Here is a 16,660-nt window from a genome sequence, read left to right on the forward strand (position 1 = left end):
GCATGCGTTGGGCTGTCGCTCTTCTGTTCCTGCTGGCGGCCTGTGCGAATGCGCCGCCTGCCGGGCAGGATGCCGGCGGGTCCGCCGCCCGCGATGGGGAACCGCGCCCTGGCTTCTGCCGGATCGGCCCCGATGACGGGCCGGTCCTGGCCGAACGCGGCATCGGCGGCACGGGGGCCATCGCCGGAACACCATCCGGCGGCCAGGACCGTGGCATCGGCGGCACGGGCGCGATCGCGGCCGCGCAGGACCGCGGCATCGGCGGGACCGGCGCCGTCGCGGATTCCAATCAGACGGGATCGCAGACCGGCGGCCAGGACCGTGGCATCGGCGGCACCGGGATCGTCGGCACCGTCACCGGCTTCGCGAGCGTCTGCGTGAACGGGCTGGAGGTGCTCTACGACGACGCCCTGCCCGTGGCGCTGGAGGATGGCTGGATGCGGCCGGATTCGCTGCGCGTCGGCCAGGTCGTGGTGCTGGAGGCGGCTGGCGAGGGCCAGGTGCTGCGGGCGCGGCGCATGGCCGTCCGCCACGAGGTCTCGGGGCCGGTCGGCAGCGTGTCGGAAGGCGATGGAGGCCGTGCCCTGACCGTCGCGGGCCAGCGCGTGCGCCTGGACGATTCCACGCGGGGCGGTACTGCCTGGGCGCCGGGCGACTGGATCACGGTGAGCGGGCTGCGCGATCCCAGCGGGGCGATCGTGGCGACGCGCATCGACCGCCGGGCGCCCGGGCCGGTCACCGTTCATGGCCTGCTGGCGCGCGATGCGGATGGCAGCCTGCGGATCGGTGCGCTGCCGGTCAGCCCGGGTGCCGGCATCGACCTGCGGCCGGGCGGCTATGTGGTGGCCAGCGGCCCCCTGTCCGGCGGCCGGATGCTGGCGCGCTCGGTGGAGGCGGATCGGCTGCTGACGGACCTGCCGGCCAGCTTCGGCCCTGGCGTCGGACGCTTCGTGATCGAGTCCTATATCGGCTGGGATGGCAGCTATCTGCGCCCCGGCTATGGGCTCGGGCCGCTCGCGCCGCCGCCGCGGGGCGGGGCGGCGGGGCGGGGCGTGCTGGACCTGCGCCGGGAACCGGGGCGCGGGATCGTCGCGGCCGGGTTGCGGGACGCGCCCTTCGGCACGAGGGCAGGGGCCGGGACGCCGCTGGGCCCGCAATCCCCGGCCATGGGTCCCGGGATGGGGCGCGGCATGGGCGGCGGTGCGGCCGGCGCACGCGGAGGGCCGGGCATGTCCCCTGCGGGGCCGGCCGGGCAGGCGGCGCCTCGCGGCGTTCCGGGCGCGGCGCGGGCCGGAGCCGGAGGTGGCGCCGACCCGGTGGGCGGCGCCGGCCGGGCGGGCGGAAGCTGGGAACCGGCCCCGGTGCCGGGTGGCCGCGACGCGAACGACCTGAACCGGGATGGCGGTCGTCCGGGGGTGGGTGGCGGCCGCGGCCAGGGCGGGCCGCTGCTGCGGGATCAGGGCCGCGAGCCGAGGCAGGGTTCAGGACAGGGCATGCCGGCGGAGGGGCCGTCCGGTGGGGGCGATGGCCAGGGCATGCCGGCCGGGCCGATGCGGGGGCGCTGAGGCGGCGGGGGTGTGCCGCCTCCCACCGGGTCCGAATCGCCGGCCTGTGCTACAAGGGGGACATGTCCGGCAGCTTCGTCCATCTCCACGTCCATTCCGCCTATTCCCTCGCGGAGGGCGCCATCAAGGCCGACAAGCTCCCCGGCCTCGCCCGCAAGCTGGGCATGCCGGCGGTGGCCCTGACAGATACCTCCAACATGTTCGGCGGGCTGGAATTCGCGCAGTACGCCACGAAGGAGAATGTGCAGCCGATCATGGGCTGCCAGCTCTGGCTCTCCCGCCGTGCGACGGAGGAACGGCCGGAGCCGATGCGCTGCCAGCCCGATCCGGTGGTGGCGCTGGCGATGGACCGCCAGGGGTTGGTCAACGTGCAGCGCCTTTCCTCGCTCGGCTGGCTGGGCGAGGACATCTCGGGCCTGCCCTGCATCGATCTCGACCAGCTCCGCGAATGCAGCGAGGGCGTGACGCTGCTGACCGGCGGCACGCGCGGGCCGCTCGGGCGGCTGCTGCTGGAAGGGCGGCGCGATCCGGCGGAGCACCTGCTGCGGACACTGCACGAGGCTTTCGGCGACCGGCTGGCGGTGGAGCTGACCCGGCATGGCACCGACCGCGACCGCGCGGCGGAGCCGGGGCTGATCGCGCTGGCCGATCTCGTGGGCGTGCCGCTGGTGGCGGCCAACGACGTGCATTTCGCCGAGGCACGGATGTACGAGGCGCATGACGCGCTGCTCTGCATCGCGCATGGCCGCACCCTGGCCGAGCCGGACCGGCCGCGCTGCACGCCGGAGCACTGGTTCAAGCCGCCCGAGGCGATGCGCAAGCTCTTCGCCGACCTGCCAGAGGCCTGCGACAACACGCTCGCCATCGCCCGCCGCTGCGCGGTGATGGCGGAAACGCGCAAGCCGGAGCTGCCGATCTGCCCCAAGGTGCAGCCGGGCATGACCGAGGCCGAGACGGTGCGCGACATGGCCAAGCGCGGGCTGGAGGCGCGGCTGGATGCGCAGGGCACCACGGACCGGGAGCCCTATCGCGAGCGCCTCGCCTTCGAGCTCGACATCATCGAGAAGATGGGCTTCGCGGGCTATTTCCTGATCGTGGCCGACTTCATCCAGTGGGCCAAGGCGCAGGACATCCCGGTGGGGCCGGGGCGTGGCTCGGGCGCCGGCTCGGTGGCGGCCTGGGCGCTGACCATCACCGATCTCGACCCGATGCAGTTCGGCCTGCTGTTCGAGCGGTTCCTGAACCCCGAGCGCGTCTCGATGCCGGATTTCGACATCGACTTCTGCCAGGACCGGCGCGACGAGGTGATCAACTACGTCCGCCGCGAATATGGCGAGGACCGGGTGGGGCAGATCATCACCTTCGGCCGCCTCCAGGCCAAGGCGGTGGTGCGCGACGTGGGGCGCGTCATGGGCATGCCCTATGGCCAGGTGAACAAGATCGCCGAGCTGATTCCCTTCAACCCCGCCAAGCCGGTCAGCCTGCGGCAGGCGATCGACGGCGAGCCGCGCCTGCAGGAATTGCAGAAGGCGGACGAGACGGTGGCGCGGCTGATGGAGACGGCGCTGGAGCTGGAGGGGTTGTTCCGCAACGCCTCCACCCATGCCGCCGGCGTGGTGATCGGGCGCAAGCCGCTGATCGACATCATGCCGCTCTACCGCGACCCGCGGGCGCCGGACTTGGTGACGCAGTACTCCATGAAATACGTGGAGAGCGCCTCGCTGGTGAAGTTCGACTTCCTGGGCCTGAAGACGCTCACCGTGCTGCAGCGCGCGGTGCAGATGCTGGCGAAACAGGGCATCGAGGTCGATCTCGCCCGTATCCCCCTGGATGACGCGAAGACCTACGAGATGCTGGCGCGGGGCGATTCCGCCTCGGTGTTCCAGTTCGAATCCCAGGGCATGCGCGACGTGCTGCGCATGATGCGGCCCGACCGGTTCGAGGATCTGATCGCCGCCGTCTCGCTCTACCGGCCGGGGCCGATGGCCAATATCCCCGCCTATTGCCAGCGCAAGCATGGCGAGGCCTGGGACGCGCCGCATCCGAAGATGCGGGCGCTGGTCGAGGAGACCTATGGCATCCTGGTCTACCAGGAGCAGGTGATGCAGATCAGCCAGGAGTTGGCGGGCTATTCGCTCGGCGGCGCCGACCTTCTGCGCCGTGCCATGGGCAAGAAGAACCGCGCCGAGATGGAGGCGCAGCGCAAGATCTTCGTCGAGGGCGCCACGAGGAACGGCGTGCCGGAGAACAAGGCCGGCGAGATCTTCGACCTGATGGAGAAGTTCGCGGAATACGGCTTCAACAAGTCGCACGCCGCCGCCTATGCCCTGGTCGCCTACCAGACCGCCTGGCTGAAGGCGAACCATCCGGAGGAGTTCCTCGCGGCCTCGATGTCGCTCGACCTCGGCAACACGGACAAGCTGGCCGGGCATATGGGAGAAGCCTCGCGCCTCGGCATCAAGGTGCTGCCGCCGGACGTGAATCTTTCCGAGGCGGAGTTCAACGTCGAGATCGCCGAGGACGGGAAGAAGTCCATTCGCTTCGCCCTGGCCGCGGTGAAGCGCGTCGGGCTGGGAGCCATGCGCGACCTCGTGGCCTCCCGCAAGCAGGGTGGCCCCTTCCGCTCGCTGGTGGACTTCGCCGCCCGCGTCGATCCCAAGCTGCTGAACAAGATGCAGCTGGAGAACCTCGCCCGCGCCGGGGCCTTCGAGGGACTCGACCGGAACCGCGCCCGGGTGATGCATGGGGCGGAGGCGATCCTGCGCCGCGCCCAGTCCTCGGCCGAGGAGCGGTCGAGCGACCAGATCGGCCTCTTCGGCGGGGTGGCGGCGGAAGAGGCGCCGCTGCGCCTGCCGGAGCGCCCCGACTGGCCGACGCTGGAGAAGCTGGCCGAGGAGGCGGAGGCGATCGGCTTCCACCTCTCGGCACATCCGCTGGACAGCTACAAGGAAGTCCTGGCCAAGCTGCGCGTCACCCCCATCGCCCGGATGGAGGCGGCGGCGCGCGGCGGGGCGGGGGTCATCAAGCTGGCCGGGACCGTGGTCGGCACCAAGGAGCGCACCACCAAGACCGGCAGCCGCATGGCCTGGGTCCGGATCTCCGATTCCAGCGGCAGCACCGAGGTCACCTGCTTCTCCGAGGTGCTCTCCAAGTCGCGCGAGATCCTGAAGGAAGGCATGGCGGTCATCTTCGCCGCCGATGTGCGGATGGATGGCGATGCGCTGCGCCTGACCGCGAGTTCCTGCGAATTGCTCGACCAGGCGGCCTCGGCGGTCGCCACCGGCATCCGCATCCTGGTGGCGGAGGAGGAGGCGGTGCACAGCGTTGCCGAGATCCTGCGCGGCGAGGGCAGGGGCAAGAGCAAGGTGGTGCTCGTCCCCTGCCTGGGCGAGACGCAGGAGGTGGAGATCACCGTGCCGGGCACCTGGAACGTCTCGCCGCGCCTGACGCAGCGGCTGCGCGTCCTGCCCGGCGTGACGGATGTGCGGGCGGCCTGATCCGCAGCCGGCGTGACGGTCCCGCCCCCCTCCGGCGGTGGCCGGGCCCCGTCAGAAGGCGATGGTCCTGCCCGGCTGGGCGGCCTGGCCGCGCGTATAGGACACGCCGTGCACCTTCACCCCGCGGCTGTCGAGCAGGGTGATGATGCCGCCACGGTTGGACAGGGTCATGGGGGGCTGGACTCCGACCTGCCGCGTCGCCCCGGCCGCGATCGTGCCGGAAAGCGGCATTCTGGCCTTCATCCGGTCGGCCAGCGACCAGTTCTCCAGGCTGACATCCTCGTGCGAGGTGTTCAGCAGCGTGACCGTCTCGCGCTCCGGGCTGGCGGTGTCGTTCACCAGGGCCGCGACGATGCGGACCAGCCCGTCCGGCATGTCCACCGTAGGCAACCGGTCCGGCGCGACGATGCCGGGCTGGCGCGCCGCCGCATCGCCCGCTGGGCCGCTGCCCGCGAGGTCCAGCGCATCCGCCGTCCGGTCATCGGTATGCCAGGCCTGGGTGGCGAATTTCAGGAAGATCGCCACCCACTGGCCCTGCCGGGGGAACTGGAACAGCAGGCCGCCATCCTGCCAGGGGCCGTTGTCGCCGGCGAAGCGGCCGGGCGGGTTGCCCTGGTTCATGTGGATGTCGTGGATGCCGCGGCCGGGCAGGAAGCCGAAATAGTTGTCACGCTTCTTCGGCTCCGGGCCCCAGGGCTCGCCGAAGGCGTAGATCGCCGCCATCTCGTCGGCCATGGCGCGCTGGACATACATGCCGATCTTCTCGTTCAGGTCGTTGTCCGGCCCGGGCGCCTGGATCGGCAGCCCCACCATCTGCTGCGGCTGGAAGAGGTTGCCGCGGATGAAGTCGAGCGCGATACCGCCCGGCCGCGAGGGGACCGGGTGCATGCCCGGCTCGATCGCCGACAACTGCTCCAGCATCGGATGCTCGAAGCGCGTGTCGACGTAATAGAGCACCTGGCTGCCGTCCTGCGACTGGACGTTGACTGCGATGCGGTAGCGCTCCGTGTCGTCGACGACCAGCACATGATAGTGCGGGCTGGTGCCGGAGCCCTGACGGACATCCACCGGCCGGCCCTTCAGGACAGAATACTGCTTGAGCGGCATGTTCGGCTCCCTGGGGGTTGGGGGTCCCGCTACGCCACGCCGGCGAAGTAGAGCCGCCTCGCATGGCGGGTGTTGCGGTCGCCCGGCGTGAAGTAGTCCTCGGTCCAGTCGCCCTCCTCGACCAGGAAGCGCGACGCGAAGTCCTCGGGCGTCTTTCCCGGGTTGTTCCGCAGGAAGATCCCGACCGCCTGCCGGAAGGCGTAATGCGCGTGCAGCCGGAAGAACTCGCCGAGATAGATGTCGGCCACCCGCGTATCGCCGCGGATCACCAGCATGTTCTCGTCGTTGGCGCTGATGCCGGCCTCGCTGAAATTCGCCGAGCCGGTGACAACCACGGGGTCGTCGGAGAGCGGGTCCGCGAGCATGAACTTGGTGTGGATCCACTGGACATGCGTGTCGGGAACGATGCGGTCGATCTCGCCCAGCCACTGGTCGAAGCCGCTCAGCGGGATCCGGTTGCCGATGGCGATCACGACATTGGGTCGGGCCTGGAGCGCGCGGATCGCGGCGATCTGCGCCTCCTTGTTGCGGCCGTTCCACTCCTTCTCCATGAGGCCGAGGCGCAGCACGGCGTCGTCGCGGCCATAGACGTTGCGGAAGCGCTCGTTCATCCCGAAGGCGAAGGTCATGCACAGGGCACGCCGCGCCTGCCCGGCGATCTCCGCATACCAGTCGAGGGCCTCCAGGCCGGAGCGCGGCGAGAAGACCGGCGCCATCCCGCCCTTCGGGACCTCCGCCGGGGCGGGGCTGTGTCCGGTGTTCCAGGCGCGGTAGGCGGGCCGGGCCCGGTCGGTCGGCGGATCGCGGCGAAGCTGGCCGAAATAGTCGAGATAGGCCTGCGCCACCCCGGCATCCTCGACGATGTGCACGCAGTTGGCGTGGCCGAAGATCCCGTTCTCGGTCAGGTTGGTGGAACCGAAGAGCAGGGCCTGGGGCTTGTCCCGGTGCAGCAGCACCAGGAACTTGTTGTGCATCAGCTTGCCCTGGGTGCGGGGGGTGCAGATGCCGCGGATCCGCGCGGCGCGGATCGCCGCCTCGTTCTCCGCATGGGCGCTGCCGCCCGCGATGTCGTCGAAGACGATCTCGACATCCGCCCGGCGGCGTCGTGCCGCGCCCAGCGCCTCCAGCACCGCCGGCCACTGGAATTCATAGAAGGCGCCCCTGATGGCCCAGCTCTCGTCCTTCGCACGGGCGACGAAGCCCAGGATGCCTTCCTCCAGCCCGCGCGACAGCCATTCATAGGCGGCCGGCCCGACCGCCGAAGGCTTCCTGTTCTGGAAGCGCCGCGCATACTCCTGGGTCGCGACGGCGCCGCGGTTGAACAGCACGCTGTGCGCCGCCCCCTCCACCGGCTCCGTCCGGATGTCCAGGCGGACCGGATCACCCTGCCGCAGCGCGCCGGGCACGCCATACATGGGCACGGCCTCGTAGGTGTAGTCGCGGCCGGGCCTGGCCGAGTAATCCGCCCACTGGAAGGTCTGGAACGGGTGCAGCAGGCTGGAGAACTGCTCGCCGGCGCCGATCGAGGGCCTGACCGAGCGGAAGGTCTTGCTGCCCTTCATCCAGACGCTCTCGTCCTCCGCCCTGTCGGTGCGGCGCACTGCAAAGCCGCGCAGGCCGCGCCGCCCCCGTGCGTCGATGTCGAAGCCCAGCAGGACGACATGGCATCCGGCCACGGCCTGGACCGTCATGCCGGAATGGAGGTGGCGAACCCGCATGGTTTCCCCCTTGGCCGGGCCCGCCGGCGGCGCGGCCCCTTGCATTCCGGTAGCAGAATGGAATGCCCGGGCCTGGAGCCGTCTGTGTCCCAGGGCACCGGGCGGCGGAGGAGAAGGAGGGGGAAAGCCCCGGCTTTCCCCCCGCTGGGCGATACGTTAGCCTATCTTCAGCTTCCGATCACCCCGCCATCCTTCCGGACGATGCTCACCACCGAAGGGCGGGGCGGCATGTCGTCGCGGAAATCCGGCCAGCGGGTGGTCGGCGCGGCATAGGTCGTGGTCGGGTCGTCGTTGGCCGGGTGCTGCACCGCCACGAAGAAGCCGCGGCTGTCCGGCGTGAACACCGGGCCGCACATCTCCGCGCCCGTGGGGGTGCGGAAGAACATGCGGGTGACGGCGCGGCCGCGGCCGGTGGTGTCGCAGGCCCAGATGCCGTCGCCGATGCCGTTCGCCGACTGCTGCTCGCCCTGGTCGGTGGCGATCCAGAGCCGGCCCTGGCCGTCGAAGGCGATGTTGTCGGGGCAGGCGAACCAGCCGGAAGGGGAGACGCCGGCACCGTAGGAGGCGTGGTGCTCCTCGATCTCCGGGTTCCCGGCCATGATGAACATCTCCCAGGCGAAGCGGGCGGCGCCGTGGTCCGGCTTCCCGTTGCGGTCCGGGGGCGTCATCTCCAGGATCTGGCCATAGAGGTTCTTCGCCCGCGGATTGGCCTTGTCGAGCTGGTCCGCCTTGCGCTGGTTGTTGTTGGTCAGCACCACATAGACCCGCCCCGTCACCGGGTTCGGCTCCACGTCCTCCGGCCGGTCCATCGGCGTCGCCCGCAGCAGGTCGGCGGCGCGGCGGACATCGATCATGACATCGGCGGCGGAGCGGAAGCCGTTCTCCGGGGTGAGGGGGCCCTCGCCGAAGACCAGCGGCAGCCATTCCACCTGGCCGTCATCGCCAAAGCGGGCTACGGAGAGGGTGCCGTGGTCCAGCAGGTCGCGGTTCGCCTCGCGGTTCTGCGGGTCGTAGCGGTCGCGGCTGACGAAGCGGTAGAGGTACTCGAAGCGCTGGTCGTCGCCCGTATAGACGGCGACATGGCCGTCCGGCGTGAGGGCGGTGGTGGCGGCCTCGTGCTTGAAGCGGCCCAGGGCGGTGCGCTTCACCGGGGTGGAGTCCGGGTCATAGGGGTCGATCTCGACCACCCAGCCGAAGCGGTTCGGCTCGTTCGGCTCCTTGGCCAGGTCGAAGCGGTCGTGGAAGCGCGCCCAGCCCTGGTTGGACTTGCCGTTCAGCCCCATGCGCTTCCAGGCGGCGGCCTCCGGCCCCTTCGTGGCGTCGCCGGAGAAGTAGGTGTCGAAGTTCTCCTCGCAGGTCAGGATCGTGCCCCAGGGCGTGACCCCGCCGGCGCAGTTGCCGATCATGCCGAGGACGCTGCGGCCCTCCGGGTCGGCGCCGGTGCGCAGCCGCGTGTCGCCGGCGGCGGGGCCGGAGATCCGCATCGAGGTGGTGGCGGTGATGCGGCGGTTCTGCGGGCCCAGCACGACCTGCCAGGCGCCGTCCTGCCGCCGGACCTCGACCACGCTGCCGCCGATCGACTGCATGGTGACGTCCACCTGCTCGCGCGTCAGGGCATCGCCCATGGTCTTCGCGTCCAGGCTGGGAAACATCATCTGCGCCTCGGGATACTCGTGGTTCACCCAGAGCAGCCCGTGGTCCGAGGAGGCCGAGCCGCGCGGCAGCGGCAGAAAGGCCTGGAAGTCGTTGTTGTAGCCGAACTGCTGCGCCTGGGCGGCGGCGGTCTGGCGGTGCGGGTCGAATTCCGGCGCCCCCGGCAGGACCTTGTCGCCCCAGCGGATCAGCACCCGGGCCTCGTAGCCCTCCGCAACGGCGAGGTCCGGGCGCGGCCCATGCTGGATCTCGGGAAAGGTCAGGCTGGACAGGCGCTGGCCCTGGCCCGCGGGGACGCTGCCCGCGGCCAGCGCCGGGCGCGAGCCGGGCAGGGCGGAGCCGAGGCTGGCCACGGTGGCCGCGCCCAGCACGCCGCGGAAGAAGGAACGGCGCACGAGGCGGCGCCCCAGCACGGTCTGGAAATCGGGTTCGGGGGAAACGTTCACACCGATCTCGTCGAGATCGGCATCCGCCGCGGCGAGCGGCTGCTCCACGGTGATGGACATGGGTCCTATTGATCCCTTGAGGTCGTCGGCGGCTGCGGCATAGCGGCCGCAGGGATCGCGGAACAACCGCGCTTCCATGTTAACGCGCTGATTTAACGGTACTGTCTTATTTGCGCCCGGCACCGCCGGGCGGGGTGGCGGAAGCGGGGCGGAACGGCATGGCGGGCACCGGCGCGGACGCCGCCTCTTGCGCGGGCGGCACGGCTGTGCCATGTGCCCCACGCCGCCGGCGGGATCGTTCCGCCGGCGGCAAATCCGCACGCGGCGCGCCCTTCCGAGACAAGCGGCAAGGGTCCGGTCCTCCCCGACGCCATCAGGGCAAGGGGGGCTCAGCGCCGCGGAGGTTCAACCGGACTCCATCGGAAGGAAAGGAACGCCAATCATGGCGATGCCGGAAGTTTCCCTGCGCGGCCTGCTCGAAGCGGGCGTCCACTTCGGCCACCACACGCGGCGCTGGAATCCGCGCATGGCGCCCTACATCTTCGGCGTGCGCAACCAGGTGCATATCCTGGACCTGCAGCAGACCGTGCCGATGATGGAGCGCGCCCTGAAGGCCGTGCGCGACGTGGTCGCCGCCGGCGGCCGCGTGCTCTTCGTGGGCACCAAGAAGTCCGCCGCCGAGTACGTGGCCGAGGCCGCGACCCGCTGCGGCCAGTACTACGTGAACCACCGCTGGCTGGGCGGCATGCTCACCAACTGGAAGACCATCACCGGCTCTATCAAGCGCCTGAAGCAGATGGAGACGCAGCTCGCCGGCGACACCCAGGGCCTCACCAAGAAGGAGGTCCTGATGCTGACGCGCGAGAAGGAGAAGCTGGACCGCGCCCTGGGTGGCATCAAGGAAATGGGCGGCCTGCCCGACATCATCTTCGTGATCGACACCATCAAGGAGAAGCTGGCGATCGAGGAGGCCAACAAGCTCGGCATCCCGGTCGTGGCCGTCTGCGACAGCAATGCCGATCCGCAGGGCGTGACCTACCCGATCCCGGGCAACGATGACGCCATCCGCGCCATCAACCTGTACTGCGACATGGTCGCCGGCGCCGTGTTCGACGGCATCAGCGCCGAGCTGCAGGCCTCCGGCGTGGACCTGGGCGCGGTCGAGGAACTGCCGGAAGAGGGCCTGCCCGAGGGCACGCTGCCGGAGGAGCTGGCCGGTGACGTGGCGCTGGAGGGCGAGGTCCAGTCCAGCCCGACCAGCGGCGTCTCCACGGCCGACATGGAGACCATGGTCCAGGCCAACGAGGACGACGGCAACCGCGCCGGCTGAGGCCGCGGCCGCCGCAATCCACTGGAAAACGGGCCGCGCGCGGGGTTCTATGCCCCGCGCGCGTGCCTTGCCAATTGAGGAGAACACCATGGCCGAGATCACGGCTGCCCTCGTCCGCGACCTTCGCGAGAAGACCGGCGCGGGTATGATGGACTGCAAGAAGGCGCTGGTTGAGGCGAATGGCGACATGGAAGCCGCCATCGACTGGCTGCGCAAGAAGGGCCTCTCCGCCGCCGCCAAGAAGTCCGGTCGCGTCGCCGCCGAGGGCCTGGTGGCCGTGGCCTCCGCGCCGCTGAAGGCCGCCATGGTCGAGGTGAACGCCGAGACCGACTTCCTGGCCCGCAACGAGCAGTTCCAGAACTTCGTCGCCCAGGTGGCCGAGGTCGCCCTGGAAGTCGGCGAGGATGTGGAGGCCATCAAGGCCGCCCGCTATCCCGGCGGCGAAGGCACGGTGGCCGACGAGCTGACCCGCCTGATCGCCACGATCGGCGAGAACATGTCGATCCGCCGCGCCAGGACCTTCTCCGTGTCGCAGGGCGCGGTCGCGACCTACATGCACAACGCGGTGAAGCCGGGCCTGGGCAAGATCGGCGTGCTGGTGGCCGTCGAGGGCGCCTCCGAGGTCGCCGCCCTGGAGACCCTGGGCCGTCAGGTCGGCATGCACATCGCCGCCACCCGTCCGGACGCGCTGGACGTCGACGCGGTCGATCCGGCGGCGCTGGAGCGCGAGAAGGCGGTGCTGTCCGAGCAGGCCCGCGCCTCCGGCAAGCCCGAGAACATCATCGAGAAGATGGTCGAAGGCCGCATCCGCAAGTACTACGAGGAAGTGGTGCTGCTGGAGCAGGTCTGGGTGCATGACGGCGAGAGCCGCGTGCGCAAGGTCGTCGAGAAGGCCGGCGCCAGGCTGACGGGCTTCGCCCGCTTCCAGCTCGGCGAGGGCATCGAGAAGCAGGCCGGCGACTTCGCCGCCGAGGTCGCGGCCGCGGCCGGCGTGGGCGGCTGAACGCTCCTGCCGCCTTCCACCGGCCACGGCCACGGCCGGGGCCGGTGTGTTCCGGAGGATACGCCCAAGGGCGTGCGTCCTCCGGCCCCGGGGCCGCTGGCCGGGCGACCCTTGCCCGGCCCGGGTGCCGTTGAGTAACTTCCCCGACCTTCAAGGATAGCCCGCCGATGTCCTCCCCGACCTACAAGCGCGTCCTGCTCAAAGTGTCCGGGGAGGCCCTGATGGGGTCGCGGGACTATGGGCTGGACACGGCGACGCTGAAGGCCATCGCGCAGGACGTGCGGGACGTGGTGGCGCTGGGGGTCGAGGTCTGCCTCGTGATCGGCGGCGGCAACATCTTCCGCGGCATCTCCGGCGCCGCCTCTGGCATGGACCGGGTGCAGGCGGATGGCATGGGCATGCTGGCCACCGTCATGAACGCCCTGGCCATGCAGAGCGCGCTGGAGCGGCAGGGCGTCACGACCCGGGTGCAGAGCGCCATCCCGCTGCAAAGCCTGTGCGAGCCCTTCATCCGCCGCCGCGCGATCCGCCACATGGAGAAGGGCCGGGTGGTGATCTTCGCCGCCGGCACCGGCAATCCCTACTTCACCACCGACACCGCCGCCGCGCTGCGCGCCGCGGAGATGAGCTGCGACGCGCTGCTGAAGGGCACGCAGGTGGATGGCATCTACTCCGCCGACCCGCGCAAGAACCCGCAGGCCGAGCGCTACGAGACCCTGACCTACCTGGACGTCCTGGCCCGCGACCTCGCGGTGATGGACGCCGCCGCGATCAGCCTGGCGCGCGAGAACAAGCTGCCGATCGTCGTCTTCAACATCCACGAGCCGGGTGCCTTCACCGCCGTCATGAAGGGCGAGGGGCGATTCACCACGGTCGTCGAGAACTGAGGAATACCGTTTCATGGCCGCCGCCCCGGATTTCGCCCATCTCAAGCAGGATCTCGTCCGCCGCATGGACGGGGCCCTCGACACGCTGAAGAAGGAATTCTCCGGCCTGCGCACCGGCCGTGCCAGCCCGGCGCTGCTGGAGCCGATCCGGGTCGAGGCCTACGGCGCCAACCAGCCGCTGAGCCAGGTCGCCAACGTCTCGGTGGCCGGGCCCGGCCTGCTCTCGGTGCAGGTCTGGGACAAGTCGGTGGTCAAGGCCGTCGAGGTCGCCATCCGGGATTCCAGCCTGGGCCTGAACCCGCAGGCGGAGGGGCAGGTGATCCGCGTGCCTCTGCCGCCGCTGACCCAGGAGCGCCGCAACGAGCTGGCCAAGCAGGCCTCCCGCTATGCCGAGGCCGCCAAGGTGGCGGTGCGCGGCGTGCGCCGCGACGGCATGGAGACGGTGAAGGCCTGGGAGACCAAGTCCGAGATCTCCAAGGACGACGCCAAGCGCCATTCCGACGAGATCCAGAAACTGACCGATCAGGCGGTCAAGCGGGTGGACGAGGCGCTCGCGGAGAAGGAAAAGGATATCAAGGCGGTCTGATCGGGCGGCCTTGCACAGGATGAAGACCAGCGGATGAGTGCGGCGCCCGAACGTCGGCCCGAACCGGCGTCGGCCGCGATGCCGACCCATATCGGCATCATCATGGACGGCAACGGCCGTTGGGCCGCGGCACGGGGCCTGCCCCGCGCCATGGGCCACCGCGCCGGGGCCGAGGCCACCAAGCGCGCCATCGAGGCCACGGCCCAGGCCGGCATACCCTGGCTCACGCTCTTCGCCTTCTCCTCGGAGAACTGGCGGCGCCCGGCGCAGGAGGTGCTGGAGCTGACCGGCCTGCTGCGGCACTACCTGCGCCACGAGGTCGCGCAGCTCGTCCGCGACGGGGTGCGGCTGCGGGTGATCGGCGACCGGGCGCGCTTCGGCGCGGAAACCGGGGAGGCCATCCTGCGGGCGGAGCGCGACACCGCCGGCGGCACCCGGCTGAACCTGAACGTGGCGCTGTCCTATGGCAGCCGGGCGGAGATCCTGGCCGCCGCCCGCGCCGTGGCCCAGGCCGTGGCCGAGGGGCGGCTGGACCCGCAGGCGCTGGACGAGGAGCAGTTCTCCCGCCACCTCTCCACCGCCGGGATGCCGGACCCGGACCTGATCATCCGTACTTCCGGCGAGCACCGGCTGTCGAACTTCCTGCTCTGGCAGTCCGCCTATGCGGAGCTGTTCTTCACGGACGTGCTCTGGCCGGATTTCAACGCGGGTCATCTCCGGGCCGCCCTGGAGGAATTCGGGCGGCGGGAGCGCCGCTACGGCGCCATCGCGGGCTGATGGCGGAAGCGAAGTCCGAGGAGAAGCGATGGCGCGACCTGCGCAAGCGCTTCCTTTCCGCCCTGGTCCTGGGCCCCACGGCGCTGCTCTGCGTCTGGCTGGGGGCCGAACTCTACACCCTGCTGATCGCCATCTGCATCGCCATCCTGACCTGGGAATGGGTGCATCTCTGCGGCATGCGGACCCGGGTCTTCCCCGGCCTGGGCGTGCCGCTCGCCATCTTCCTCGCCGGCATCGTCGCGGTGATCGGGCATTCGGCCCTGTCCTGGGCGGTGCTGGTCGCGGGGTTCTTCCTGGCCTGGACAGGGGCGGAACGATCGCGCGGACGGCGGGGCGTGCCGCAGCAGCCGGCGCTGAGCCTGGCCCTCGGCGTGCTCTATATCGGTATCGCCGGCCTCTGCCTGATTGAGCTGCGCCACGACAACGAGGCCGGGCGGGACAACATCCTCTTCCTCCTTTCCGCGGTCTGGGCCAGCGATATCGGCGCCTACATGGCCGGGCGGGTCTTCGGGGGGCCGAGGCTCTGGCCGCAGGTCTCGCCGAACAAGACCTGGTCCGGGTCCATCGGGGGCCTCGTCTTCGCCATGCTGGTGGGCGCGCTGCTGACCCTGGTGCTGGCCCCGGGCTCCATGGCGCGGGCGGCGGCTGTGGCCGCGATCCTCGCCGTCGCCACCCAGGCCGGCGACCTGCTGGAAAGCGCGATCAAGCGGCATTTCAAGGTGAAGGACACCTCCAGCCTGATCCCCGGCCATGGCGGGCTGCTGGACCGGCTGGACGGCCTGCTGGCGGCGGCGCCGGTGGCGGCGCTGCTGGCGCTGGGGGTGGGCTACGGGGTGCCGCTGTGGCGCTGACGCCGGGCGGAAAAAGAAGAAGTGGGTGACGCAGGGGCGATGACGCGACGGATCACGGTTCTGGGCTCCACGGGCTCGGTGGGAAAGAGCACGGTGGCGCTGCTGGAGGCGGCCGCGCCGGGCGAGTTCGCGGTCGAGGCCCTGGTGGCCGGGCGCGACGCCCGGGCCCTGGCGGAGCAGGCGCTGCGCCTGCGCCCCGCCATCGCCGTCCTGGCCGACGAGAGCTGCCTGCCGGTGCTGCGCGAGGCCTTGGCGGGCAGCGGCATCGCCTGCGCCGCCGGGGAGGCTGCGGTGCTGGAGGCCGCGGCCCGCCCGGCGGACTGGACCATGGCGGCGGTGGTTGGCGCGGCGGGGCTGCGCCCGACGCTGGCGGCGCTGCGGCGCGGCGGCACCCTGGCGCTGGCCAACAAGGAGAGCCTGGTCTGCGCCGGGGCGATCGTGATGCGGGTGGCACGGGAGGCCGGGGCGCTGCTGCTGCCGGTGGATTCCGAGCACAACGCGATCTTCCAGGCACTCGACGCGCACCAGCCCTCGGCACCGGAGAAGATCATCCTGACTGCCTCGGGCGGCCCCTTCCGCCAAGCCAGCCTAGCCGAGATGGCGGTGGCGACGCCGGAGGCGGCCATCCGGCACCCGGTCTGGAGCATGGGCGCCAAGATCAGCATCGACAGCGCCACCTTGTTCAACAAGGGGCTGGAGGTGATCGAGGCGTCGCATCTCTTCCCCGTGCCGCATGAGCGGATCGAGGTGCTGGTGCATCCGCAATCCACCGTGCACGGGCTGGTGCAGTATGCCGACGGCTCGTTGATCGCCCAGCTGGGCACGCCGGACATGCGGACCCCGATCGCCCATGCGCTGTCCTGGCCAGGGCGGCGCCATGTGGATGTCGGGCGGCTGGATCTGGCGGCGCTGGGACGTCTCGAATTCTTTCCGCCCGATCCGGAACGTTTCCCGGCGCTGCGGCTGGTGCGGGAAGCCTTGTCCGCGGGCGGCGGCGCTCCCACCATCCTGAATGCCGCCAACGAGGTCGCGGTGGCACGTTTCCTCGGCCGGCGGCTGGGCTTCCTGGACATCGCCCGCGTGGTGGAGGCGGTGATGGAGCGGCTCGGCGCGCCGGCGATCCCCGATCTGGAGGCCGTGCTGGCGCTGGACGGGGAGGCGCGGCGGATGGCCGGGGAAGAGGCGGAGCGGATGGGGATGGCTGCCTAGGCGGGGCCAGCCCATATGAGGATTTCGGGGG

The 16,660-nt window shown here is 70.9% G+C and carries 12 protein-coding genes; 9 read left to right on the forward strand and 3 right to left on the reverse strand.

Annotated elements, in window-relative coordinates; all coding sequences use genetic code 11:
- The first annotated feature begins 2 nt into the window (after positions 1-2).
- Together CTJ15_RS07020 and dnaE are read left to right on the forward strand one after the other, a co-directional pair.
- Positions 3-1,565, forward strand: coding sequence for a DUF5666 domain-containing protein (locus tag CTJ15_RS07020; RefSeq protein WP_099781385.1), 1,563 nt, complete (start codon positions 3-5; stop codon positions 1,563-1,565).
- A gap of 62 nt (positions 1,566-1,627) precedes the next feature.
- Positions 1,628-5,062: a DNA polymerase III subunit alpha gene (gene dnaE / locus CTJ15_RS07025; protein WP_099781386.1), complete on the forward strand. Its 3,435-nt coding sequence runs from the start codon at positions 1,628-1,630 to the stop codon at positions 5,060-5,062.
- Positions 5,063-5,113: 51 nt separating this feature from the next.
- On the opposite strand, the gene CTJ15_RS07030 is transcribed toward dnaE, so the two are convergent.
- The 3 genes from CTJ15_RS07030 to CTJ15_RS07040 all read right to left on the reverse strand — a co-directional run bounded on the left by CTJ15_RS07030 (position 5,114) and on the right by CTJ15_RS07040 (position 10,046).
- Complete coding sequence (locus CTJ15_RS07030; RefSeq protein ID WP_099781387.1) at positions 5,114-6,169, reverse strand: DUF2278 family protein; 1,056 nt, start codon at positions 6,167-6,169, stop codon at positions 5,114-5,116.
- A 29-nt stretch (positions 6,170-6,198) separates the two neighbouring features.
- Positions 6,199-7,887, reverse strand: a complete 1,689-nt coding sequence (locus CTJ15_RS07035; protein ID WP_226946068.1) for a phospholipase D-like domain-containing protein — start codon at positions 7,885-7,887, stop codon at positions 6,199-6,201.
- Positions 7,888-8,054: 167 nt separating this feature from the next.
- Complete coding sequence (locus tag CTJ15_RS07040; RefSeq protein WP_099781388.1) at positions 8,055-10,046, reverse strand: PhoX family phosphatase; 1,992 nt, start codon at positions 10,044-10,046, stop codon at positions 8,055-8,057.
- Positions 10,047-10,428: 382 nt separating this feature from the next.
- Here CTJ15_RS07040 and rpsB point away from each other — a divergent pair, with 382 nt between their 5' ends.
- The 7 genes from rpsB to dxr all read left to right on the forward strand — a co-directional run bounded on the left by rpsB (position 10,429) and on the right by dxr (position 16,629).
- Positions 10,429-11,316, forward strand: a complete 888-nt coding sequence (gene rpsB, locus CTJ15_RS07045; protein WP_019460054.1) for a 30S ribosomal protein S2 — start codon at positions 10,429-10,431, stop codon at positions 11,314-11,316.
- Positions 11,317-11,404: 88 nt separating this feature from the next.
- Positions 11,405-12,319, forward strand: a complete 915-nt coding sequence (gene tsf, locus CTJ15_RS07050; protein WP_019460055.1) for a translation elongation factor Ts — start codon at positions 11,405-11,407, stop codon at positions 12,317-12,319.
- Between the two features lie 167 nt (positions 12,320-12,486).
- On the forward strand, positions 12,487-13,206 hold the full coding sequence (gene pyrH, locus CTJ15_RS07055; protein WP_019460056.1) for a UMP kinase: 720 nt from the start codon (positions 12,487-12,489) through the stop codon (positions 13,204-13,206).
- Positions 13,207-13,219: 13 nt separating this feature from the next.
- A complete protein-coding gene (frr, locus tag CTJ15_RS07060) occupies positions 13,220-13,792 on the forward strand; it encodes a ribosome recycling factor (RefSeq protein WP_019460057.1) in 573 nt (190 codons plus the stop codon).
- A gap of 33 nt (positions 13,793-13,825) precedes the next feature.
- Positions 13,826-14,569: a polyprenyl diphosphate synthase gene (gene uppS, locus CTJ15_RS07065; RefSeq protein ID WP_019460058.1), complete on the forward strand. Its 744-nt coding sequence runs from the start codon at positions 13,826-13,828 to the stop codon at positions 14,567-14,569.
- A complete protein-coding gene (locus CTJ15_RS07070; protein WP_019460059.1) occupies positions 14,569-15,420 on the forward strand; it encodes a phosphatidate cytidylyltransferase in 852 nt (283 codons plus the stop codon). Before uppS ends, CTJ15_RS07070 begins: the two co-directional genes overlap by 1 nt.
- Positions 15,421-15,459: 39 nt before the next feature.
- Positions 15,460-16,629 carry a 1-deoxy-D-xylulose-5-phosphate reductoisomerase gene (gene dxr, locus CTJ15_RS07075; RefSeq protein ID WP_075821603.1) on the forward strand — a complete coding sequence of 390 codons (1,170 nt, stop codon included), beginning with the start codon at positions 15,460-15,462 and terminating at the stop codon, positions 16,627-16,629.
- Positions 16,630-16,660: the final 31 nt, after the last annotated feature.

It is taken from the genome of Roseomonas sp. FDAARGOS_362 (assembly GCF_002754815.1).
Lineage (GTDB): Bacteria > Pseudomonadota > Alphaproteobacteria > Acetobacterales > Acetobacteraceae > Roseomonas > Roseomonas mucosa.